Raw genomic sequence first — 18,213 nt, 5'->3', positions numbered from 1 at the left:
TTATTTCATTAGGTTGCATCATCCTAAAATAAGGATTGCTTGAATTGCCACGTTACTTCTTTGACTTTTTATTATTGTAAGCACTCTGAACTCGATGACTAATTCAGTTTCTTACCATTAAAACTCATCCTTGCTTGAGAACATTAGTTAGGTGGATTGAAGCGGAAGGTGAACGACCTCCTGCGGGAACAGCGGGACAGGTGAGACCCCCAATCCAGTTGCAGCGCCCAGCCCCTCGGGGTCAAATAACCCTCAGCGAATAAAAGGAAAGGTCACCTTTTTTTCGCTGAGGAACATTTGCCTGTCGGGGCTGAACAGGGCGCTTCCACTTTATAAACAGGCAAAGCCGAGGAGGCTCAACGCCCGCCCCGCGGAGTCGTGCACCTGTAGCGGAAATCAGGCAGCACCCTTACAAAGTCATGTGGACAGAATTCTTTTTATAAAAGGCTGTATTCGTATAGATTGGGGCTATCGGAAAAATCCAAAGGGCCGGATTTTTCCCTCGGGTACAAAGGCTTATCCCATTGAACAAGGTGATTAGCTCTTTTCTTTCTTGTTTACCATGATCATTTCTGTGGATCATCTTCATATCTCATGAAATTCATATTAAATAGCAACAATGTTTTAGAAAAGAGCCTTATACAAACATCGGGGAGGAAATCAGAATGGATTTACGGTTTACAGAGGAACAGCAAATGATGAGAAAGATGGTCCGCGACTTTGCGCAAACCGAAATCGCTCCATTTGTTGAAAGAATGGAAAAAGGAGAGTTTCCAAGAGAAATTCTCAAAAAGATGGCGGACCTCGGTTTGATGGGGATTACCATACCAGAAAAATATGGCGGCTCAGAAATGGATTTCACTTCTTATATCAGCGCAATCCACGAGTTATCAAAAGTGAGCGCTACTGTGGGGGTTATCTTATCGGTGCACACGTCAGTCGGCACCAACCCGATTCTTTACTTCGGAACAGAAGAACAGAAACAAAAATATGTAACGAAGCTGGCATCGGGCGAATATCTGGGGGCGTTCTGCCTGACAGAACCAAGTGCAGGCTCTGATGCAGGAAGCCTGAAATCGAGGGCAGTCAAAAAAGACGGCCATTACGTCGTGAATGGATCAAAAGTTTTTATCACCAATGGCGGCGAGGCGGATGTGTATATTGTTTTTGCTTCCACAGATCCGGATAAAGGCGGCCGGGGAGTTTCTGCCTTTATTGTGGAAAAAGACACTCCTGGTCTCATCATTGGAAAAGACGAACATAAAATGGGTCTTCACGGTTCAAGGACAGTGCAGCTCACATTCGAAGACATGAAAGTTCCGGCAGAAAACCTTTTGGGCGAAGAAGGGCAAGGCTTCAAGATTGCAATGGCCAACCTTGATGTCGGCCGGATCGGGATCGCGGCCCAGGCACTTGGAATTGCTGAAGCTGCTTTCGAACATTCAACAGCCTATGCAAAAGAACGTGCTCAGTTCGGTAAGCCGATTGCAGCACAGCAGGGTATCGGGTTCAAACTGGCAGACATGGCAACAAGCATTGAAGCCGCAAAACTATTAGTCTATCGCGCAGCCAATATGAGAAGTGAAGGATTGAATTGCGGAAGGGAAGCATCCATCGCCAAGCTTTTTGCATCCAAAACGGCTGTTGACGTAACGACTGAAGCCATCCAGGTCTATGGCGGATACGGCTATACGGAAGAATACCCGGTAGAAAGACTGTTCCGCGACGCCAAAGTAACCGAAATCTACGAAGGAACAAGCGAAATCCAAAGAATGGTCATCAGCAAACATTTAGTGAAATAAACGGTACACTTTAACGCTTTAAACCACTAAGAGGGACAGTCCCTTATTGTGCTTTAAAGTGTTAAAGCGTCAACGACAGCGAAACTAAGCATCCAATTAAACCAGACAAACGGGGGAAGAGAAATGAATTTTAAACTATCAGAAGAGCATGAAATGATTCGCAAAATGGTACGCGACTTCGCGAAAAACGAAGTGGAACCGACGGCTGCAGAGCGTGATGAGGAAGAGCGCTTTGACCGCGAACTATTCGATAAGATGGCGGAGCTCGGCTTGACGGGTATTCCGTGGCCGGAAGAATACGGCGGGATCGGCAGTGACTACCTGGCTTACTGTATCGCAGTTGAAGAGCTTTCAAGAGTTTGTGCTTCAACAGGAGTAACGTTGTCAGCCCATACTTCACTTGCCGGCTGGCCGATTTACAAATTCGGCAATGAGGAACAGAAGCAGAAGTACCTTAAACCAATGGCACAAGGGGAAAAGATCGGCGGTTATGGCTTGACGGAACCAGCTTCAGGATCTGATGCAGGCGGAATGAAAACAACGGCCAAGCTTGACGGTGATCATTACGTTTTAAATGGTTCTAAAATCTTTATCACTAACGGAGGAATAGCTGATATCTATGTTGTTTTTGCTCTAACAGATCCGTCCCAAAGACAAAGAGGGACATCAGCATTCATCATTGAAAGCGGCTTTGAAGGCTTCTCGGTCGGCAAGAAAGAAAAGAAACTGGGGATCCGTTCATCACCAACAACCGAGATTGTATTCGATAACTGCCGTGTACCAAAAGAAAACATGCTCGGACAAGAAGGGGAAGGCTTCAAGATTGCCATGATGACCCTGGATGGCGGCCGAAACGGAATCGCTGCACAGGCAGTCGGAATCGCGCAGGGTGCATTGGATGCTTCCATCGCCTATGCAAAAGAACGTGAACAGTTCGGCAAGCCGATTGCGGCAAACCAGGGGATTTCTTTCAAACTTGCAGATATGGCAACAAGCATTGAGGCTTCCCGCTTGCTGACTTATCAGGCAGCGTGGCTTGAATCCGAAGGGCTTCCATATGGAAAAGAGTCGGCGATGTCGAAGCTGATGGCCGGTGACACGGCAATGAAAGTGACAACGGAAGCGGTCCAGATCTTCGGCGGTTACGGTTATACAAAAGACTATCCAGTTGAGCGCTACATGCGTGACGCTAAGATTACACAGATTTATGAAGGAACGCAGGAAATCCAGCGTCTCGTAATCTCTCGGATGGTGACGAAGTAAATACATCCTAGGTAAAAGGGGAAAAGCCTTTAAAAACCTGCTTATAGATTAAAAGGCATTATTACTAGCAAGTGTATTTTGGATTTTTTGTTCAAATGCGTTGATTGGAGCGGAGGTGCGAGACCTCCTGCGGGAGCAGCGGGACAGTTTGAGACCCTGCAGGCGAAGCCGAGGAGGCTCAACGCCCGCCCCGCGGAGTCGCGCACCTGGAGCGGAAATCAACCACTCATCCAAAAAGAAAGCAGCAAAGTTCAAACATGGGGAAATTTTTTAAAAAGGGACAAAAAGGTGGTCAAAAAAGGCGGTCGGTTTATGTGAATAAAAAGAGAGAAGTTCATGCTTCTGTCAAGGATGAAAGGCTTGTGGAAAAGCGGCGTGACGAAATGGTCCGCGGAGCTGTCTCTCTCTTCAAGCTGAAGGGGTTTCACCGGACAACGACTAGAGAGATTGCCAAAGCGGCCGGTTTCAGTATCGGGACGCTGTATGAATATATCAGAACTAAAGAAGATGTTCTTTACCTCGTATGCGACAGCATCTATGAGCAGGTGCGCTCGCAGCTGCAGGCAATGGACACAGAACAGGGAACGGTGGTCAGCTTGAAAATGGGCATCGACCACTACTTCCGGGTCATGGATAATCTGCAGGATGAGGTACTGGTCATGTACCAGGAAGCCAAATCACTTTCCAAGGACGCGCTTCCGTATGTTTTACAAAAAGAACTGGAAATGGTCGGCATGTTTGAAACGCTGATCAGAAGATGCTGTGAAAATGGCGAGCTTGAACTTGATGAAAGCAGGATTCACCTGCTCGCGCAAAATATTTTCGTCCAGGGGCAGATGTGGGGATTCCGCCGCTGGGCGCTGCAGAAAAAGTATACATTGGAACAGTATATTGAACTCCAGACAGAGTTACTTTTTTCAGGCGTTAACGGCTATTTAGAATAGGTTGTTTTCTGGATCACAGCGCTATAATCACTCCAGGACTTTCATAAAGATCATTGGAGCGCAATTCAAGGCAGGATTATTTTACGAACAGGGGGAGAAATATGAGCACGGTTGATATTTACAAACCAAAGCATCATGTCCGCTTCGTGACAGCATCAAGCTTATTCGACGGTCATGACGCTTCAATTAATATTATGAGAAGGATCATCCAGGCGAGCGGATCTGAGGTCATCCACCTCGGTCATAACCGTTCCGTCGAAGAAGTAGTTAACGCCGCAATCCAAGAGGATGTTCAGGGAATTGCAATTTCCTCTTATCAAGGCGGACATGTAGAATACTTCAAATATATGTACGACCTTTTACAAGAAAGAGGAGCCTCTCATATCCGCATCTATGGCGGAGGCGGCGGGGTTATCATTCCTCGTGAAATCAAAGAACTTCATAACTACGGGATTGCCAGAATCTTTTCACCTGAAGACGGCCGAACTCATGGCCTTCAAGGAATGATCAACCAAATGATTAAAGAGTGTGATTTTCCGACTGTCACTTCTTCCGTAGGTGAACAGCTTGATAAACTTCAGGCCGGAGACATTAATACCGTTTCAAAACTGATCTCCCTTGCTGAATACCAGCTCAACTCCAGTGAGGAAGCGGCTGCAACGGCCCAATCGGTTCTGACGGAAGTAAAGTCGTTGGCTAAAACGGTTCCAGTGGTAGGAATCACAGGTACAGGGGGAGCAGGGAAGAGTTCATTGACAGATGAGCTGATCCGCCGTTTCCTGAACGAAATCCCTGAAAAGAAAGTGGCGATTTTATCCATAGATCCTACGAAACAAAAAACAGGCGGAGCCTTGCTGGGAGACCGCATCCGCATGAATGCCATCTTCAACAACCGGGTATTTATGAGAAGTTTGGCAACACGCGGTTCGAAGACTGAGCTGTCGCTGGCCATCCAGGATTCAATCAATGTGGTAAAAGCAGCGGGATATGACCTTGTCATCGTTGAAACGTCCGGTATCGGCCAGGGTGACGCGGAGATTGCGGAAATCTGTGATCTGTCTATGTATGTCATGACAAGCGAATTCGGTGCTCCATCACAGTTGGAAAAAATCGATATGATCGATTACGCAGATTTGATTGTCATCAATAAATTTGAGCGCAAGGGTTCAGAAGATGCGAGGCGCCAGGTACAGAAGCAATATCAGCGCAGCCATATGCTGTTTGATAAAGACCTTGATACGATGCCGGTATACGGAACCATTGCCAGCCAGTTCAACGACCCGGGCACGAACGCATTGTTTGCCGCTCTGGTTGAAAAAATCAATAGCAAATTGGATTTAGGTTGGTCCACTTCTTTTTCAAAAGATGTGGATGTTGAAAAGCAGAATGTCATCATTCCGAATGATCGCCGTTATTATTTGAGGGAAATTTCCGAAACGGTGAGAAATTACCATAAAAAAGCGGGTGAGCAAGCTCGACTGGCCCGTAAATTGTTCCAGCTTCAAGGAGCGATTGAAGCAGTGAAAGAACAGGAAGCGAATGAGGAAGTGCTGACTTCGCTTGAGAACCTGAAGAAGAATGTAGAAGAACAGCTGACTCCGGAATCCAAGAAAATTCTCGATGGCTGGGAAGAGTTCAAAGCGAAATACGGTGCTGATCAATACATCACTAAAATCAGGGATAAAGAGATCATTACAGAACTAAAAACGAAGAGCCTTTCCGGCCTGGACATTCCGAAAGTTGCCCTACCTAAATATAAAGACTTTGGAGAAATCCTTGGTTGGGTCTACAAAGAAAACGTTCCGGGGGCCTTCCCTTACACAGCGGGTGTCTTCCCGTTCAAGCGCAAGGGAGAAGATCCGAAACGGCAATTCGCGGGAGAGGGGACGCCGGAAAGAACCAACCGACGCTTCCATTACCTTTCCAAGGATGATGATGCCAAGCGCTTAAGTACGGCTTTTGACTCTGTAACCCTTTATGGAGAGGATCCAGATCACCGTCCGGATATTTACGGAAAAGTTGGGGAGAGCGGCGTGAGCATCTGTACGCTTGATGATATGAAAAAATTATATGCCGGCTTCGACCTGTGCGCTCCGTCGACATCCGTTTCCATGACGATCAATGGACCAGCTCCGATCATATTGGCGATGTTCATGAATACCGCCATCGATCAGCAGGTGAAAAAGAAAGAAGAAGAGCTTGGCAGAACACTCAGCCTTGAGGAGTTCACCGAGGTGAAAGAGGCTACGCTGAATGTCGTACGCGGTACGGTTCAGGCAGACATTTTAAAAGAAGATCAGGGTCAGAACACGTGCATCTTCTCTACGGAATTTGCCCTAAGAATGATGGGGGATATCCAGCAGTACTTCATCGATCACAAAGTGAGAAATTATTACTCTGTATCGATTTCCGGCTATCATATTGCGGAAGCGGGAGCGAATCCGATTTCACAGCTGGCATTCACGCTTGCCAACGGTTTTACGTACGTGGAGTACTATTTGAGCAGAGGCATGGACATCAATGACTTTGCCCCGAATCTATCATTCTTCTTCTCCAACGGACTTGATCCGGAATATACGGTGATCGGCCGCGTTGCCCGCCGTATCTGGTCGACTGTCATGAGAGATAAGTACGGTGCAAACGAACGCAGTCAGAAGCTGAAGTATCATATCCAGACTTCCGGACGTTCCCTTCATGCGCAGGAGATCGATTTTAACGATATCCGAACAACGTTACAGGCGTTAATGGCGCTGCAGGATAACTGTAATTCCCTCCATACCAATGCGTATGATGAAGCGATTACGACGCCGACAGAGGAATCCGTTCGCCGGGCGATGGCGATTCAGATGATCATCACCAAAGAGCACGGTCTGTCTAAAAATGAAAACCCGCTGCAAGGATCCTTTATCGTGGAAGAGCTGACAGACCTTGTGGAAGAAATGGTACTGGCAGAATTCGACCGCATCAATGACCGCGGCGGCGTGCTGGGTGCGATGGAAACACAATATCAGCGCGGCAAGATCCAGGAAGAATCCATGTACTATGAAATGAAGAAACATAATGGAGACCTTCCGATTGTCGGGGTGAACACGTACTTGAATCCTAATCCGCCATCTGAAGAACAGATGGACAGCATGGAACTTGCACGTGCGACCAAAGAAGAAAAAGAAACTCAGATCACCAACTTGCGCAGCTTCCAGGAACGGAACGGGGAAAATATCGAAGAAGCTCTGAAAAAGCTGAAAGAAGCGGCAGTGGGCGGCGGAAATATCTTCGCTGAACTGATGGAAACCGTTAAAGTCGCAAGTCTCGGACAAATCACAAGAGCCTTATACGAAGTAGGCGGACAATACAGAAGAAACATGTAACCTTAAACTGAAAAAACGATCCAAAGGCCACGCTTTGGATCGTTTTATCCCTTTAAAGCGCTAAGAGGGACTGTCCCTCTTAGTGCTTTAAAGGGGTAAAGTATCCGTTTTTTAACACAGATTTAATATTGCAGGGTCTTATTTTCATCTATAATGGGAAAAGAGTAATGTTTGATGCACAGGACATATGGCAGGGAGTGACATTGTGAAGCTTATCCTTAAATACACCCTGATTTTTGCAGGGTTCATCCTATCGTTTTATTTATATCAGCATCTCCTGGGAGCAATCCCGCTTCTGCTTCTCGCTTTCTACTTTTTTTATGAAGCTTTCTGTGAGATATACGGAAACGCAATGAAACAGAGGCATACGGAATTAGAAAAAGGGGAATTGCCCTGAAGCTGCCCTTACCTGAGCTTATCACCGGCATTCCCCTATCAACTTACCCTTTCTTCCCATCCTCTAAAGTCATTTCCCCACCCTTCTTCTCAGTTGAAAACTTGGAAAAAAATAAAAGAAAAACCGCATAAATCTAGCATAAACCCATTCATATTGTTTATAATGAATAATATGGTTTTAGGCAAATTCGTGAATTATGCCCTTTTATCATTCTTGTGGGCTGCTTTCGTCATTGTGGTTTTATATGGATTTCCTGCTTGTTCATACATAAATTAGGGAAAGAGTACGAATGTATCTTTTTTTAATTATAGTCTTTTAAAAGCAAGTGCCCGAAGCGGAAATCGATTGATTAAGCAATGTGAAAATAGCATCTTTTAATAGAATGTGAAATAGAGAAAGGAAGTGCGTCAGATGAGTTTAAAGCAACTATCGACAGAAGAATTGCGTCAAAAGTCCTTCATAGAATTAGCACATGAACTGCTTTCTGAAAGAAAGCAGGCAATGGCATTTAGTGATTTATTAAAAGAGATGGGTGACATGATGGAATTGTCCGAGGGTGAAGTCCGCTCCCGTATGGTCCAGTTTTACACGGATCTTAACGTTGACGGCCGTTTCATCGCATTGGGCGAGAACCGCTGGGGAATCCGTGCATGGTATCCTGTTGACCAGATTGAGGAAGAAACAGTTCCAACGATCAAGCCGCGCAAGAAAAAAGCGAAGAAAAAAGATGAGGATGATCTGGAAGAAGACTTCGATGATGAAGATCTTGACTTCGACGACCTAGATGATCTGGATGAAGAAGATCTTACAGAAGATGATGACGATCTGGATGAAGACGAAGACCTCGATTCAGATGAAGAAGACGTCGATGACGAACTGATCGATGAAGATGAGTATGACCTTGGCGATGATGACGAGGAAGATGAAGACCTCGAAGAAGAGGAAGAAGATTCTGAAGAAGAAGACAAATAATCAGTTCTTGACATCTTATGTCGAGGAAGGTAGTATGTTATTTGGGCTCCTTAAAAAAGGATCAGAATATAATTTCAACGCTCCCCTTACTACGGTAAGCGGGGGCGTTTTTTGTTTTTTGCACCCCTTTGATGCTGGTTCATGAAGCGAAGTTTCTATTTTTTCCGTTTTTCAAAAGAATGGATAACGACTGCAGCAGCAGTACATAGGAGGCTTTCGGTGAAACAGTCCATGGAATTAATTTCATCATAAGAGACTAATGTTCAGCACTGCTGAACATACTTTTTTTAGACACTAACTTGAAGAAGGGGGTACTTTGCATGACAAAGTATATTTTTGTAACAGGCGGTGTAGTTTCCTCATTAGGAAAAGGAATTACAGCTGCCTCTCTTGGTAGATTATTAAAAAACCGTGGGTTGAAAGTGACAACCCAAAAATTCGATCCTTATATCAACGTGGACCCTGGTACAATGAGCCCGTATCAGCATGGAGAAGTTTTCGTAACAGATGATGGGGCGGAAACCGACCTTGATTTAGGTCATTACGAGCGTTTCATCGATATCAACCTGAATAAATACAGCTCTGTGACAACAGGGAAAATTTACTCAACTGTATTGAAAAAAGAACGCCGCGGCGACTATTTAGGCGGAACGGTTCAGGTTATTCCACATATTACAAATGAAATCAAAGAAAGAGTCTTCCGTGCCGGCCGCGAAACCAATGCGGATATCGTCATCACGGAAATCGGCGGAACAGTAGGGGACATCGAATCCCTGCCATTCCTTGAAGCGATCCGCCAGATCAAGAACGATGTAGGCCGTGACAATGTGATGTACATTCACTGTACACTTGTACCGTACATCAAGGCTGCAGGAGAAATGAAGACAAAGCCAACGCAGCACAGTGTGAAAGAACTGCGAAGCCTTGGCATCCAGCCTACGGTCATTGTCGTGCGAACGGAAATGCCGATGACTCAGGATATGAAAGATAAAATCGCGTTGTTCTGTGACATTGATCAACGTGCGGTTATTGAAGCAATGGATGCGGATACTCTTTATGCGGTGCCGATTGCCCTCCAAGATCAGAAGCTTGACCAGCTCACATGCGAGCATTTGAAGCTTGATTGCGGAGAAGCAGATATGACCGAGTGGAATGAACTCCTTCACAGAGTCCGTAACTTGAGCAAGAAAACGAAAATTGCCCTTGTCGGAAAATATGTGGAGCTTCAAGATGCTTATATTTCAGTGGTAGAAGCTCTTAGACATGCAGGTTACAACTTCGATACAGACGTAGAAGTAAAGTGGCTGAACTCTGAATTGGTCAACGCTGAAAATGTTGATGAATTGATGAGCGATGTGGACGGTATCCTTGTCCCTGGCGGATTCGGCGACCGTGGAGTCGAGGGGAAGATCATCGTAACAAAATATGCGCGTGAGAACAAAGTGCCTTTCCTTGGTATCTGCCTAGGCATGCAGCTGGCGTCTGTTGAATATGCCCGCCACGTGCTGGGTTATGAAACAGCTCACTCCGCTGAGTTGAACCCTGAAACACCGTACCCAATCATCGATTTGCTTCCTGAGCAGAAAGATGTCGAAGACCTTGGCGGAACGCTGCGCCTTGGATTGTATCCGTGTAAACTCATCCCTGGAACGAAAGCATATGAGGCTTATGCAGGCGAAGTTGTTTACGAACGACACCGCCACCGTTATGAGTTTAACAATCACTTCAGAGACGAAATGGAAGAAGCAGGCTTCATCTTCTCTGGTACAAGCCCTGACGGCAGATTGGTGGAGATCATCGAGCTTGCGGACCACCCTTGGTTTGTGGCATCACAATTCCATCCGGAGTTCACATCTCGTCCAACCCGCCCTCAGCCGCTATTCCGTGATTTCATCAATGCGGCTTTGGAAAATGCGAAATAGTAATATGACAAATACAGACGAGCTGATCCGTGTTTTGCGGGTCGGCTCTTTTTTTCGTTATTAAAAGATTGAGTAGGTTTATAAGGAAGTGGATTCTTGGTAGGTTCATGGGGGCAGAATTATGATTGTTTTAGGGTTAGGGTGTCTCATGAGCGGTTCATAAGGCCAAAATTGAGCTGCTTTTAAGGTTAGGGTGCCTCATGAAAGGTTCATAGAGCCAAAAAGCAGGCGATTTTAGGATTAGAGTGTCTCATGAAGCGTTCATAAGACCAAAATTGAGCTGTTTTTAAGGTTAGGGTGCCTCATGGAGCGTTCATAAGACCGAAATGGAGCTGTTTTTAAGGTTAGGGTGCCTCATGAAGCGTTCATAAAGCCAAAAATCAGGGGATTTTAAGATTAGCTTTTTAGCCCCCTTAATCATTTGGACAACTTCTTAGTTAAAAAAGTAAAATAATAACTAAGAAATGTCTTTCAGAAAGGGGATTTGTTTATGGCAAGAAAGATAGATGTTATTGAGGATGTTAAAAAGAAGTACGTCAGGATGGCACTAGAAACAGGGAAACAGGCTTCTATTGCACGCAAGGCCGGTATTTCCTCATCTACACTGAGGAAATGGATAAATGAATATGAAGACGAAATAAGTGAATCTATGGAAAAAGAGGAGATTACTACACTTTCTGAAGATCCAAGCAAAGATGAACTTATGGCGAAATATGAACAGGCTATGAAGTTGTTAGGTGAAAAAGAATTAGAAGTGGCGATGTTAAAAAACCTTTTAAAAAAAGGAACCTAACCGTCCAGGATAAATTAGAGGAAGCTGAAGCTTGGATAGCTGAGGGGTTCTCAGTAAATAAAGTAATGAAACTCTTGGAGGTGCATCGTTCTTTGTATTACTACCATTCGCCTGAAGATGAAGAAGAGACTGTAGCTACAGCCAAAAGGGGCAGGCCTACTCCTGGATATTCAATAACCGTTTCTGGAACTATCGTTCCGGATGAACAAATTGAGGAGTTTTTAATGGAAGCAGTGGAAGGTGAGGAAAGTGTTTATGGATACCGTAAGTTAACCAATCTTCTAAGACAGGAATACAATCTCATTATTAGCCCCAAAAAAGTATATAGGTTATGTGATGAACTGGATATCTTATTGCCGAAGCGAAACGGAGTTTCTCCTTACCCACGAAGGATAGCTAAACAACACACTATTACCAGACCGAATCAACTGTGGCAGCTAGATATTAAATATGGATCAATTAAAGAGAGTGGTCGTTTCTTTTTCTTGGCAAGCGCTATAGACGTATTTGACCGTTGTATTGTCGGGTATTATAAAGGCTCATCTTGTAAAGCCAAGGATATAACAGGAATGCTTCATGAAGCAATTTTGAGGCGCAGAATTCATTTACCGAAGGGCGAAACCAATTCAACGGTTATCATTAGGACAGATAACGGTCCTCAATTTTTAAGTCATGATTTCGGGGAGTTTTGTCTTCATCATGGCATATATCATGAAAGAATTCCTCCAAAGTCACCTAATTTGAATGCATTTATTGAGTCTTTTCATAGTGTGATTGAAAGAGAATGTTATCAACGTCATTCATTTGAATGTTTTGATGAAGCTTACAAAAAAATAGATGAATATATCGAATTTTATAATTACCGTCGATATCATGGGAGTTTGAATTACTTGTCACCTCACCAATTTCACGAACTGTATACGGATAGGAAAGTTCCTCACGACATGGTGATAAGCCTTTAACCACAACATTTTTTCTCCCTCTTCACCTAAACCTAAAACAGATGATGGAACGAAGGTGTCAAGCGTACTTGGCTTGACACTGAAGAGACCTCATCTATAATCACAAAGGTGAAGAAGAGAAAAAAATAAAATAATGAAAAACTAAGCATGGTTAATGATATTAAAGTAATTGTCTAAATTAAGGGGGCCAAGCCGTTAGGGTGTCTCATGGAAGGTTCATAAAGCCAAAAAGCAGTTGATTTCAGGATTAGGGTGTCTCATGAGCTGTTCATAAGGCCAAAAAGCAGGCGATATTAGGATTAGGGTGTCTCATGAAATATTCATAAAGCCAAAAAAGAGGTAATGATAAATAAGGGCAATTCATACCCCATGTAAAGTGAAAAAAGTTTTCATCAGTATAGTTTTGACATACTAAGATGTACACTGTATCAAAAAAGCCCCGGCACAATACCGGGACTGCAAACTTAATGTTCCTCAAGCATCTCTTCAAGAGAAAATTTGATCAGATAATAGATATAAAGTGCGGCCATGCTCGATGGAAAACCGACGCGCTCGCCCAGTTCTTCTCCAGGAAGCATGCCTTTGATCAGCTTCGTATCAATGTGGATATCTGCCATGTCCTTAAGGCTCTCACCTTCATCAGCTACAGCCCCGGAAATCGCTGTAAAGGCAACCCCTTTATCGGCGAGCAGCTTTGCCAGCTTCAGCGCCTCTTCATCATTGGAAAAGCGGGTAATGAGTAATACCCGGTCGGCCTCGGTCAAAGCTTCTGAATTCTCCAAAGCTTTTGCGCTTTCCAATGGCTCCTGGCCGTAAAGTGCCTCCAGTGTGACGCTTTCCATTTCGGCGAATCCTTTTATATAGATATTTCCCTCGCCGACAGTCGCTTGGGCGAGCAGGCGGGCGCCGTCTTCTATCGCAAACTCTTCTTTATCGGCAATCCGATTAAATAATCCGGAAAGCTGGGTTGTAAACATCTTGATCACAGTAAAAATCTCCTTTCTCTTGCTTTAGTGCTTTAAAGTGTGAAGAGGGACTGTCCCTCTTAGTGCATTAAAGTGGTGAAGCGCTAGGTCTATTGATTTTAAGGGTTGTCAACTAAGCGCAAAGGCATTCAACCTAATTCTTATGCGGATCTCCCTGCTACGCCATATAAATTATAAAAGTAACAGGGCGCGCTGTAAAATTATCGGGAAAAGAAGGATTTTGCAAGTCTTATGTTGAAGTATACTTTTGGATTAATATATCATTATACATATCATTTCCAGTAACGAACAAAACCGGGTGCGTCCGGAATGAAGAAAAAACAGCAAAGCGGCGGAAGTGAAGACACCGTCTTGCGGAAGCTTTTACCACGTTTTACGTGTGAATAAGAGGGGAAGAGGTGGATTAGATGGATGAAAAGATTCTCATTGTAGATGATCAATTTGGTATCCGTATATTATTGAACGAAGTATTGCAAAAGGAAGGGTACAACACATTTCAGGCGGCAAATGGAATACAAGCCCTTGATATCGTTGATAAGCACTCCCCTGATCTGGTTTTGCTCGATATGAAAATACCGGGAATGGACGGTATTGAAATTTTAAAAAGAATGAAAGAAAAAGACCCTGATATTCGTGTCATCATTATGACGGCCTATGGCGAGCTGGATATGATCCAGGAGGCGAAGGATCTGGGCGCCATCACCCACTTTGCCAAGCCTTTTGATATTGACGATATCAGGCAGGCAGTGAAACAATACGCCGTGATGTAAACCCTTCCAGAAAATTGAAAATACGAAATAGTACTTCTTTTTATAAAAATGGGGCAGTGAGTTGGTAAAATGTTAACCTTTTTGGTATTATACAGATGAAATTGCAAACACTGAGAAACGGGTATACAGTTACATACTGACTCAATAGAAGGAGGAAAATTTCATGCCTTTAGTTTCAATGAAAGAAATGCTTATTAAAGCAAAAGAAAACAGCTATGCTGTTGGACAATTCAACTTAAATAACCTTGAGTTCACTCAAGCGATCCTGCAAGCTGCAGAAGAAGAGAAGTCACCGGTCATCCTTGGGGTTTCTGAGGGAGCAGCACGCTATATGGGCGGATTCAAGACAGTTGTTAAAATGGTAGAGGGTCTTATGGAAGACTACAACATCACTGTTCCTGTCGCTATCCACCTTGACCACGGTTCAAGCTACGATAAATGTAAAGAAGCAATCGATGCTGGATTCACTTCTGTCATGATCGATGCATCTCACGGTCCTTTCGAGGAAAACATCGAAATCACTTCTAAAGTGGTTGAATATGCTCACTCTAAAGGTGTGTCTGTTGAAGCTGAACTTGGAGTTGTCGGCGGCCAGGAAGATGACGTTGTAGCTGAAGGCGTTATCTATGCTGACCCTAAAGAGTGTCAGGAACTTGTTGAGCGTACTGGTATCGATACATTGGCACCTGCGCTTGGTTCTGTTCACGGACCTTACAAAGGTGAGCCAAACCTTGGATTCAAAGAAATGGAAGAAATCGGTGCAGCGACTGGAGTACCTCTTGTACTTCACGGCGGTACTGGTATCCCTACAAAGGATATCCAAAGAGCGGTTTCTTATGGGACAGCGAAAATCAATGTAAACACTGAGAACCAAATCGCTTCTGCGAAGAAGGTCCGCGAAGTGCTTGCAGAAGATCCACATGTGTATGATCCACGTAAATATCTTGGACCTGCACGTGAAGCGATCAAGCAAACAGTCATCGGCAAGATGCGTGAATTTGGTTCTTCAAACCAAGCTTAATATCTGTCAACACAGAATGGAATACACCTTTATAGAAACCGCCTTACATCATAAGGCGGTTTCCGTTCATTTTGATTGTTTTGAAAATTAAGTCGAAAGAAGGGGACGGGACGATGAAATTTTTTATTGATACAGCAAATATGGATGAAATTCGTGAAGCTTTTGAATGGGGGATTCTCTCAGGTGTTACAACAAATCCCTCATTAGTGGCAAAAGAAGAAGGAGTATCTTTCCATGAACGTCTAAAGGAAATTTCGGACCTGGTACCGGGATCAGTTTCAGGGGAAGTCATTGCCCTGGATGCTGAAGGCATGATCAAGGAAGGGCGCGAGCTTGCGGCGATCGCTCCGAATATCACTGTCAAAGTGCCTATGACTCCTGAAGGGTTAAAAGCGGTATCTGTGTTCTCCAAAGAAGGAATCAAAACGAATGTAACGCTGGTTTTCAGTGCCAATCAGGCTCTGCTTGCTGCAAGGGCAGGTGCTACATATGTCTCTCCTTTCCTTGGAAGATTGGATGATATCGGCCATGACGGGATGGAGCTGATTGAGAAAATCGCTGAAATTTTCGCGCTTCATGGTATTGAAACCGAAATTATTGCCGCTTCAATCAGACACCCGCAGCATATTACGGATGCCGCTCTGAGAGGTGCACATATTGCTACTACACCATTTAAAGTCCTTAGCCAGATGTTCAAGCATCCATTGACAGACAAAGGAATCCAGGCATTCCTTGATGACTGGAATAAGCGTTCAGGACAATAATTTAGTTATTATCCATGTAAGGAACAAATAAATGGAATAACATTTATGCGGTAAGAAGCACCTGGAGGGGAAATCAATGGATTGAGTCCGGCTCCAGCGGCCAACGCGGAGCACATTTCGGTCTCTCGCTTGCTATAGTCAACATCGGCTCGCTTCGCTTGCGGTGTTACCTTTTCTCATGCGAGAGCCCTCCAATTTGTACGGTGCTGAACGGCCGCTTCCGCTTTTTGTAGTAAAAAAGGTATAATTCACAAAAAAATCTATTCACCTATACATGTTTTGACGAATTATGTATAAACTAGTAGACAATACTTCTTAGAATTATTTTTATTGGTAAAAATAACCATAATAAAGCATCCAGTATAAATCGTCACTTAGTTTATGGAAAATTCCTCAAGGAAATATGGAAGGGAGTCTAAAATGGAAAAGCTTAAAATTGCAGGCGGTTATCCACTGAAAGGCACAATCAAGGTAAGTGGAGCGAAAAACAGCGCTGTGGCCCTTATTCCGGCAACCATTCTTGCCGACTCTCCAGTAACAATTGAAGGTTTACCTGATATTTCAGATGTTCAGACATTAAAGTCTCTTCTAGAAGAAATCGGCGGCGAAGTTTCGTTCGAAGAAGACGGAGAGATGAGAGTGGATCCTTCGCAAATGATTTCAATGCCTTTGCCAAGCGGTAAGGTAAAAAAACTGAGAGCATCCTATTATCTGATGGGTGCGATGCTCGGGCGGTTCAAGAAAGCAGCAATCGGCCTTCCAGGCGGGTGCCATCTTGGCCCTCGTCCGATCGACCAGCACATCAAAGGCTTTGAAGCTTTAGGAGCGGAGGTTACGAATGAGCAGGGTGCCATCTACCTGCGAGCGGAAGAACTTCGCGGGGCGCGCATCTACCTTGATGTCGTCAGTGTTGGAGCAACCATTAATATTATGCTGGCAGCTGTCAGGGCTAAAGGCCAGACAATCATAGAAAATGCAGCAAAAGAACCTGAAATCATTGATGTGGCTACATTACTTTCAAATATGGGAGCAAGAATCAAAGGTGCCGGTACCGATGTTATCCGTATTGACGGGGTGGAAAACTTGAGCGGATGCCGCCATACGATTATTCCTGATCGTATTGAAGCGGGCACCTTCATGATTTTGGGGGCGGCAGCCGGAGAAGGCGTGCTGATTGATAACGTCATTCCGCTCCATATGGAATCTTTGATTGCCAAGCTGCGCGAAATGGGTGTTCCGATCGAATCAGGTGATGAGCAGATCTTCATCGGAAAGGCTGATAATTTGAACGCAGTCGATATCAAGACTCTTGTATATCCTGGTTTCCCTACAGACTTGCAGCAGCCTTTTACAGCCCTTTTAACAAGAGCAAAGGGATCGGCCGTTGTGACAGACACGATTTATTCTGCACGCTTTAAGCACATCGATGAGCTTCGCAGGATGAATGCCAATATTAAAGTGGAAGGCCGATCTGCCATCGTCAACGGGCCTGTCCAGCTTCAAGGGGCAAAAGTGAAGGCGAGTGACTTGAGAGCGGGTGCAGCCCTTGTTGTAGCCGGCCTTATGGCGGAAGGCGTCACAGAAGTGACAGGCCTGGAACATATAGACCGGGGATACAGCAATCTGGTTGAAAAGCTGGAAGGATTGGGTGCAACGATCTGGCGTGAAAAAATGACGCCGGAAGAATTGGAACAGCTGAAAAGTTCTTGATTCCTTAATTTGAAAAGGTTGCTGAATGTAAGGACTTATAAAGAGAGAGTAGCTCTTTCTTTCTGCTTACCATAATACTTCAAGGTGAACAGGATGATGTCTCTGAAGTTATTATTGAAAAGCAACATAATTCTAGAAAAAATCCTTTGAAAAAAAGTGTTAGTTTATTTCAATATTAAACTGGTTGATTGGAGCGAAAGGTGTACGATCTCCTGCGGGAGTAGCGGGACAGGTGAGACCCCCATTCCAGTTGCAGCGCCCATCCCCTCGGGGTCAAATAACCCACAGCGAATAAAAGGAAAGAGCACCTTTTCTTCACTGTGGAACATTTACCTGTCGGGGCTGAGCAGGGCGCTTCCACTTTTTATACAGGCGTAGCCGAGGAGGCTCAACGCCCGCCCCGCGGAGTCGTACACCTGCAGCGGAAATCATACAACTTTTAAAATAATTCTGTCGCTCTCTGGTTAATGTGTTACAATATATTTATTATTATGCTATACAATTCGTATATAAAAATATATTTGTGACACAGGAGGCAG

At 44.5% G+C, this 18,213-nt stretch carries 13 protein-coding genes; 12 read left to right on the top strand and 1 reads right to left on the bottom strand.

The window, feature by feature from the left end; genetic code table 11:
- Positions 1-665 precede the first annotated feature (665 nt).
- The 8 genes from V1502_RS19645 to V1502_RS19610 all read left to right on the top strand — a co-directional run bounded on the left by V1502_RS19645 (position 666) and on the right by V1502_RS19610 (position 12,423).
- Entirely contained in the window at positions 666-1,802 is a 1,137-nt protein-coding gene (locus V1502_RS19645) for an acyl-CoA dehydrogenase (RefSeq protein WP_409252279.1), read from the top strand.
- Positions 1,803-1,925: 123 nt separating this feature from the next.
- A complete protein-coding gene (locus tag V1502_RS19640; RefSeq protein ID WP_409252278.1) occupies positions 1,926-3,065 on the top strand; it encodes an acyl-CoA dehydrogenase in 1,140 nt (379 codons plus the stop codon).
- Between the two features lie 314 nt (positions 3,066-3,379).
- Positions 3,380-4,009 carry a TetR/AcrR family transcriptional regulator gene (locus V1502_RS19635; RefSeq protein WP_409252277.1) on the top strand — a complete coding sequence of 210 codons (630 nt, stop codon included), beginning with the start codon at positions 3,380-3,382 and terminating at the stop codon, positions 4,007-4,009.
- Between the two features lie 101 nt (positions 4,010-4,110).
- Positions 4,111-7,377 (top strand): fused isobutyryl-CoA mutase/GTPase IcmF, encoded by a 3,267-nt coding sequence (gene icmF / locus V1502_RS19630; RefSeq protein WP_409252276.1) that lies wholly within the window; start codon positions 4,111-4,113, stop codon positions 7,375-7,377.
- 808 nt (positions 7,378-8,185) lie between these two features.
- A complete protein-coding gene (rpoE, locus tag V1502_RS19625; protein ID WP_409252275.1) occupies positions 8,186-8,746 on the top strand; it encodes a DNA-directed RNA polymerase subunit delta in 561 nt (186 codons plus the stop codon).
- 320 nt (positions 8,747-9,066) lie between these two features.
- On the top strand, positions 9,067-10,668 hold the full coding sequence (locus V1502_RS19620; RefSeq protein ID WP_409252274.1) for a CTP synthase: 1,602 nt from the start codon (positions 9,067-9,069) through the stop codon (positions 10,666-10,668).
- Positions 10,669-11,158: 490 nt separating this feature from the next.
- Positions 11,159-11,461, top strand: coding sequence for a transposase (locus tag V1502_RS19615; RefSeq protein ID WP_409252273.1), 303 nt, complete (start codon positions 11,159-11,161; stop codon positions 11,459-11,461).
- Entirely contained in the window at positions 11,416-12,423 is a 1,008-nt protein-coding gene (locus tag V1502_RS19610) for an IS3 family transposase (RefSeq protein ID WP_409254397.1), read from the top strand. Before V1502_RS19615 ends, V1502_RS19610 begins: the two co-directional genes overlap by 46 nt.
- 464 nt (positions 12,424-12,887) lie before the next feature.
- Here the strand turns inward: V1502_RS19610 and V1502_RS19605 are convergent, their stop codons facing one another.
- Positions 12,888-13,409: a DUF2529 domain-containing protein gene (locus tag V1502_RS19605; RefSeq protein WP_409252272.1), complete on the bottom strand. Its 522-nt coding sequence runs from the start codon at positions 13,407-13,409 to the stop codon at positions 12,888-12,890.
- A 407-nt stretch (positions 13,410-13,816) separates the two neighbouring features.
- On the opposite strand from V1502_RS19605, the gene V1502_RS19600 reads away from it, so the two are divergent.
- The 4 genes from V1502_RS19600 to V1502_RS19585 all read left to right on the top strand — a co-directional run bounded on the left by V1502_RS19600 (position 13,817) and on the right by V1502_RS19585 (position 17,674).
- Complete coding sequence (locus tag V1502_RS19600; protein WP_409252271.1) at positions 13,817-14,179, top strand: response regulator; 363 nt, start codon at positions 13,817-13,819, stop codon at positions 14,177-14,179.
- A gap of 163 nt (positions 14,180-14,342) precedes the next feature.
- A complete protein-coding gene (locus V1502_RS19595) occupies positions 14,343-15,200 on the top strand; it encodes a class II fructose-bisphosphate aldolase (protein WP_409252270.1) in 858 nt (285 codons plus the stop codon).
- A 113-nt stretch (positions 15,201-15,313) separates the two neighbouring features.
- Positions 15,314-15,964: a fructose-6-phosphate aldolase gene (gene fsa, locus V1502_RS19590; protein WP_409252269.1), complete on the top strand. Its 651-nt coding sequence runs from the start codon at positions 15,314-15,316 to the stop codon at positions 15,962-15,964.
- A gap of 420 nt (positions 15,965-16,384) precedes the next feature.
- The gene (locus tag V1502_RS19585) at positions 16,385-17,674 is read left to right on the top strand and encodes a UDP-N-acetylglucosamine 1-carboxyvinyltransferase (RefSeq protein WP_409252268.1); all 1,290 of its coding nucleotides are present in this window, start codon (positions 16,385-16,387) and stop codon (positions 17,672-17,674) included.
- The last annotated feature ends 539 nt before the right edge of the window (positions 17,675-18,213 follow it).

The sequence above is a fragment of the Rossellomorea sedimentorum genome (genome assembly GCF_046237645.1).
Lineage (GTDB): Bacteria > Bacillota > Bacilli > Bacillales > Bacillaceae_B > Rossellomorea > Rossellomorea sedimentorum.
The sequence above is the reverse complement of the archived record's forward strand: the minus strand, read 5'-3'. Positions and strand labels throughout refer to the sequence as shown.

What these genes read in the sequence shown, in the direction of transcription:
- V1502_RS19645 (WP_409252279.1), top strand. Translation starts at nt 666, where the DNA reads ATGGATTTACGGTTTACAGAGGAACAGCAAATGATGAGAAAGATGGTC.
- V1502_RS19640 (WP_409252278.1), top strand. Translation starts at nt 1,926, where the DNA reads ATGAATTTTAAACTATCAGAAGAGCATGAAATGATTCGCAAAATGGTA.
- icmF (WP_409252276.1), top strand. Translation starts at nt 4,111, where the DNA reads ATGAGCACGGTTGATATTTACAAACCAAAGCATCATGTCCGCTTCGTG.
- rpoE (WP_409252275.1), top strand. Translation starts at nt 8,186, where the DNA reads ATGAGTTTAAAGCAACTATCGACAGAAGAATTGCGTCAAAAGTCCTTC.
- V1502_RS19620 (WP_409252274.1), top strand. Translation starts at nt 9,067, where the DNA reads ATGACAAAGTATATTTTTGTAACAGGCGGTGTAGTTTCCTCATTAGGA.
- V1502_RS19615 (WP_409252273.1), top strand. Translation starts at nt 11,159, where the DNA reads ATGGCAAGAAAGATAGATGTTATTGAGGATGTTAAAAAGAAGTACGTC.
- V1502_RS19600 (WP_409252271.1), top strand. Translation starts at nt 13,817, where the DNA reads ATGGATGAAAAGATTCTCATTGTAGATGATCAATTTGGTATCCGTATA.
- V1502_RS19595 (WP_409252270.1), top strand. Translation starts at nt 14,343, where the DNA reads ATGCCTTTAGTTTCAATGAAAGAAATGCTTATTAAAGCAAAAGAAAAC.
- fsa (WP_409252269.1), top strand. Translation starts at nt 15,314, where the DNA reads ATGAAATTTTTTATTGATACAGCAAATATGGATGAAATTCGTGAAGCT.
- V1502_RS19585 (WP_409252268.1), top strand. Translation starts at nt 16,385, where the DNA reads ATGGAAAAGCTTAAAATTGCAGGCGGTTATCCACTGAAAGGCACAATC.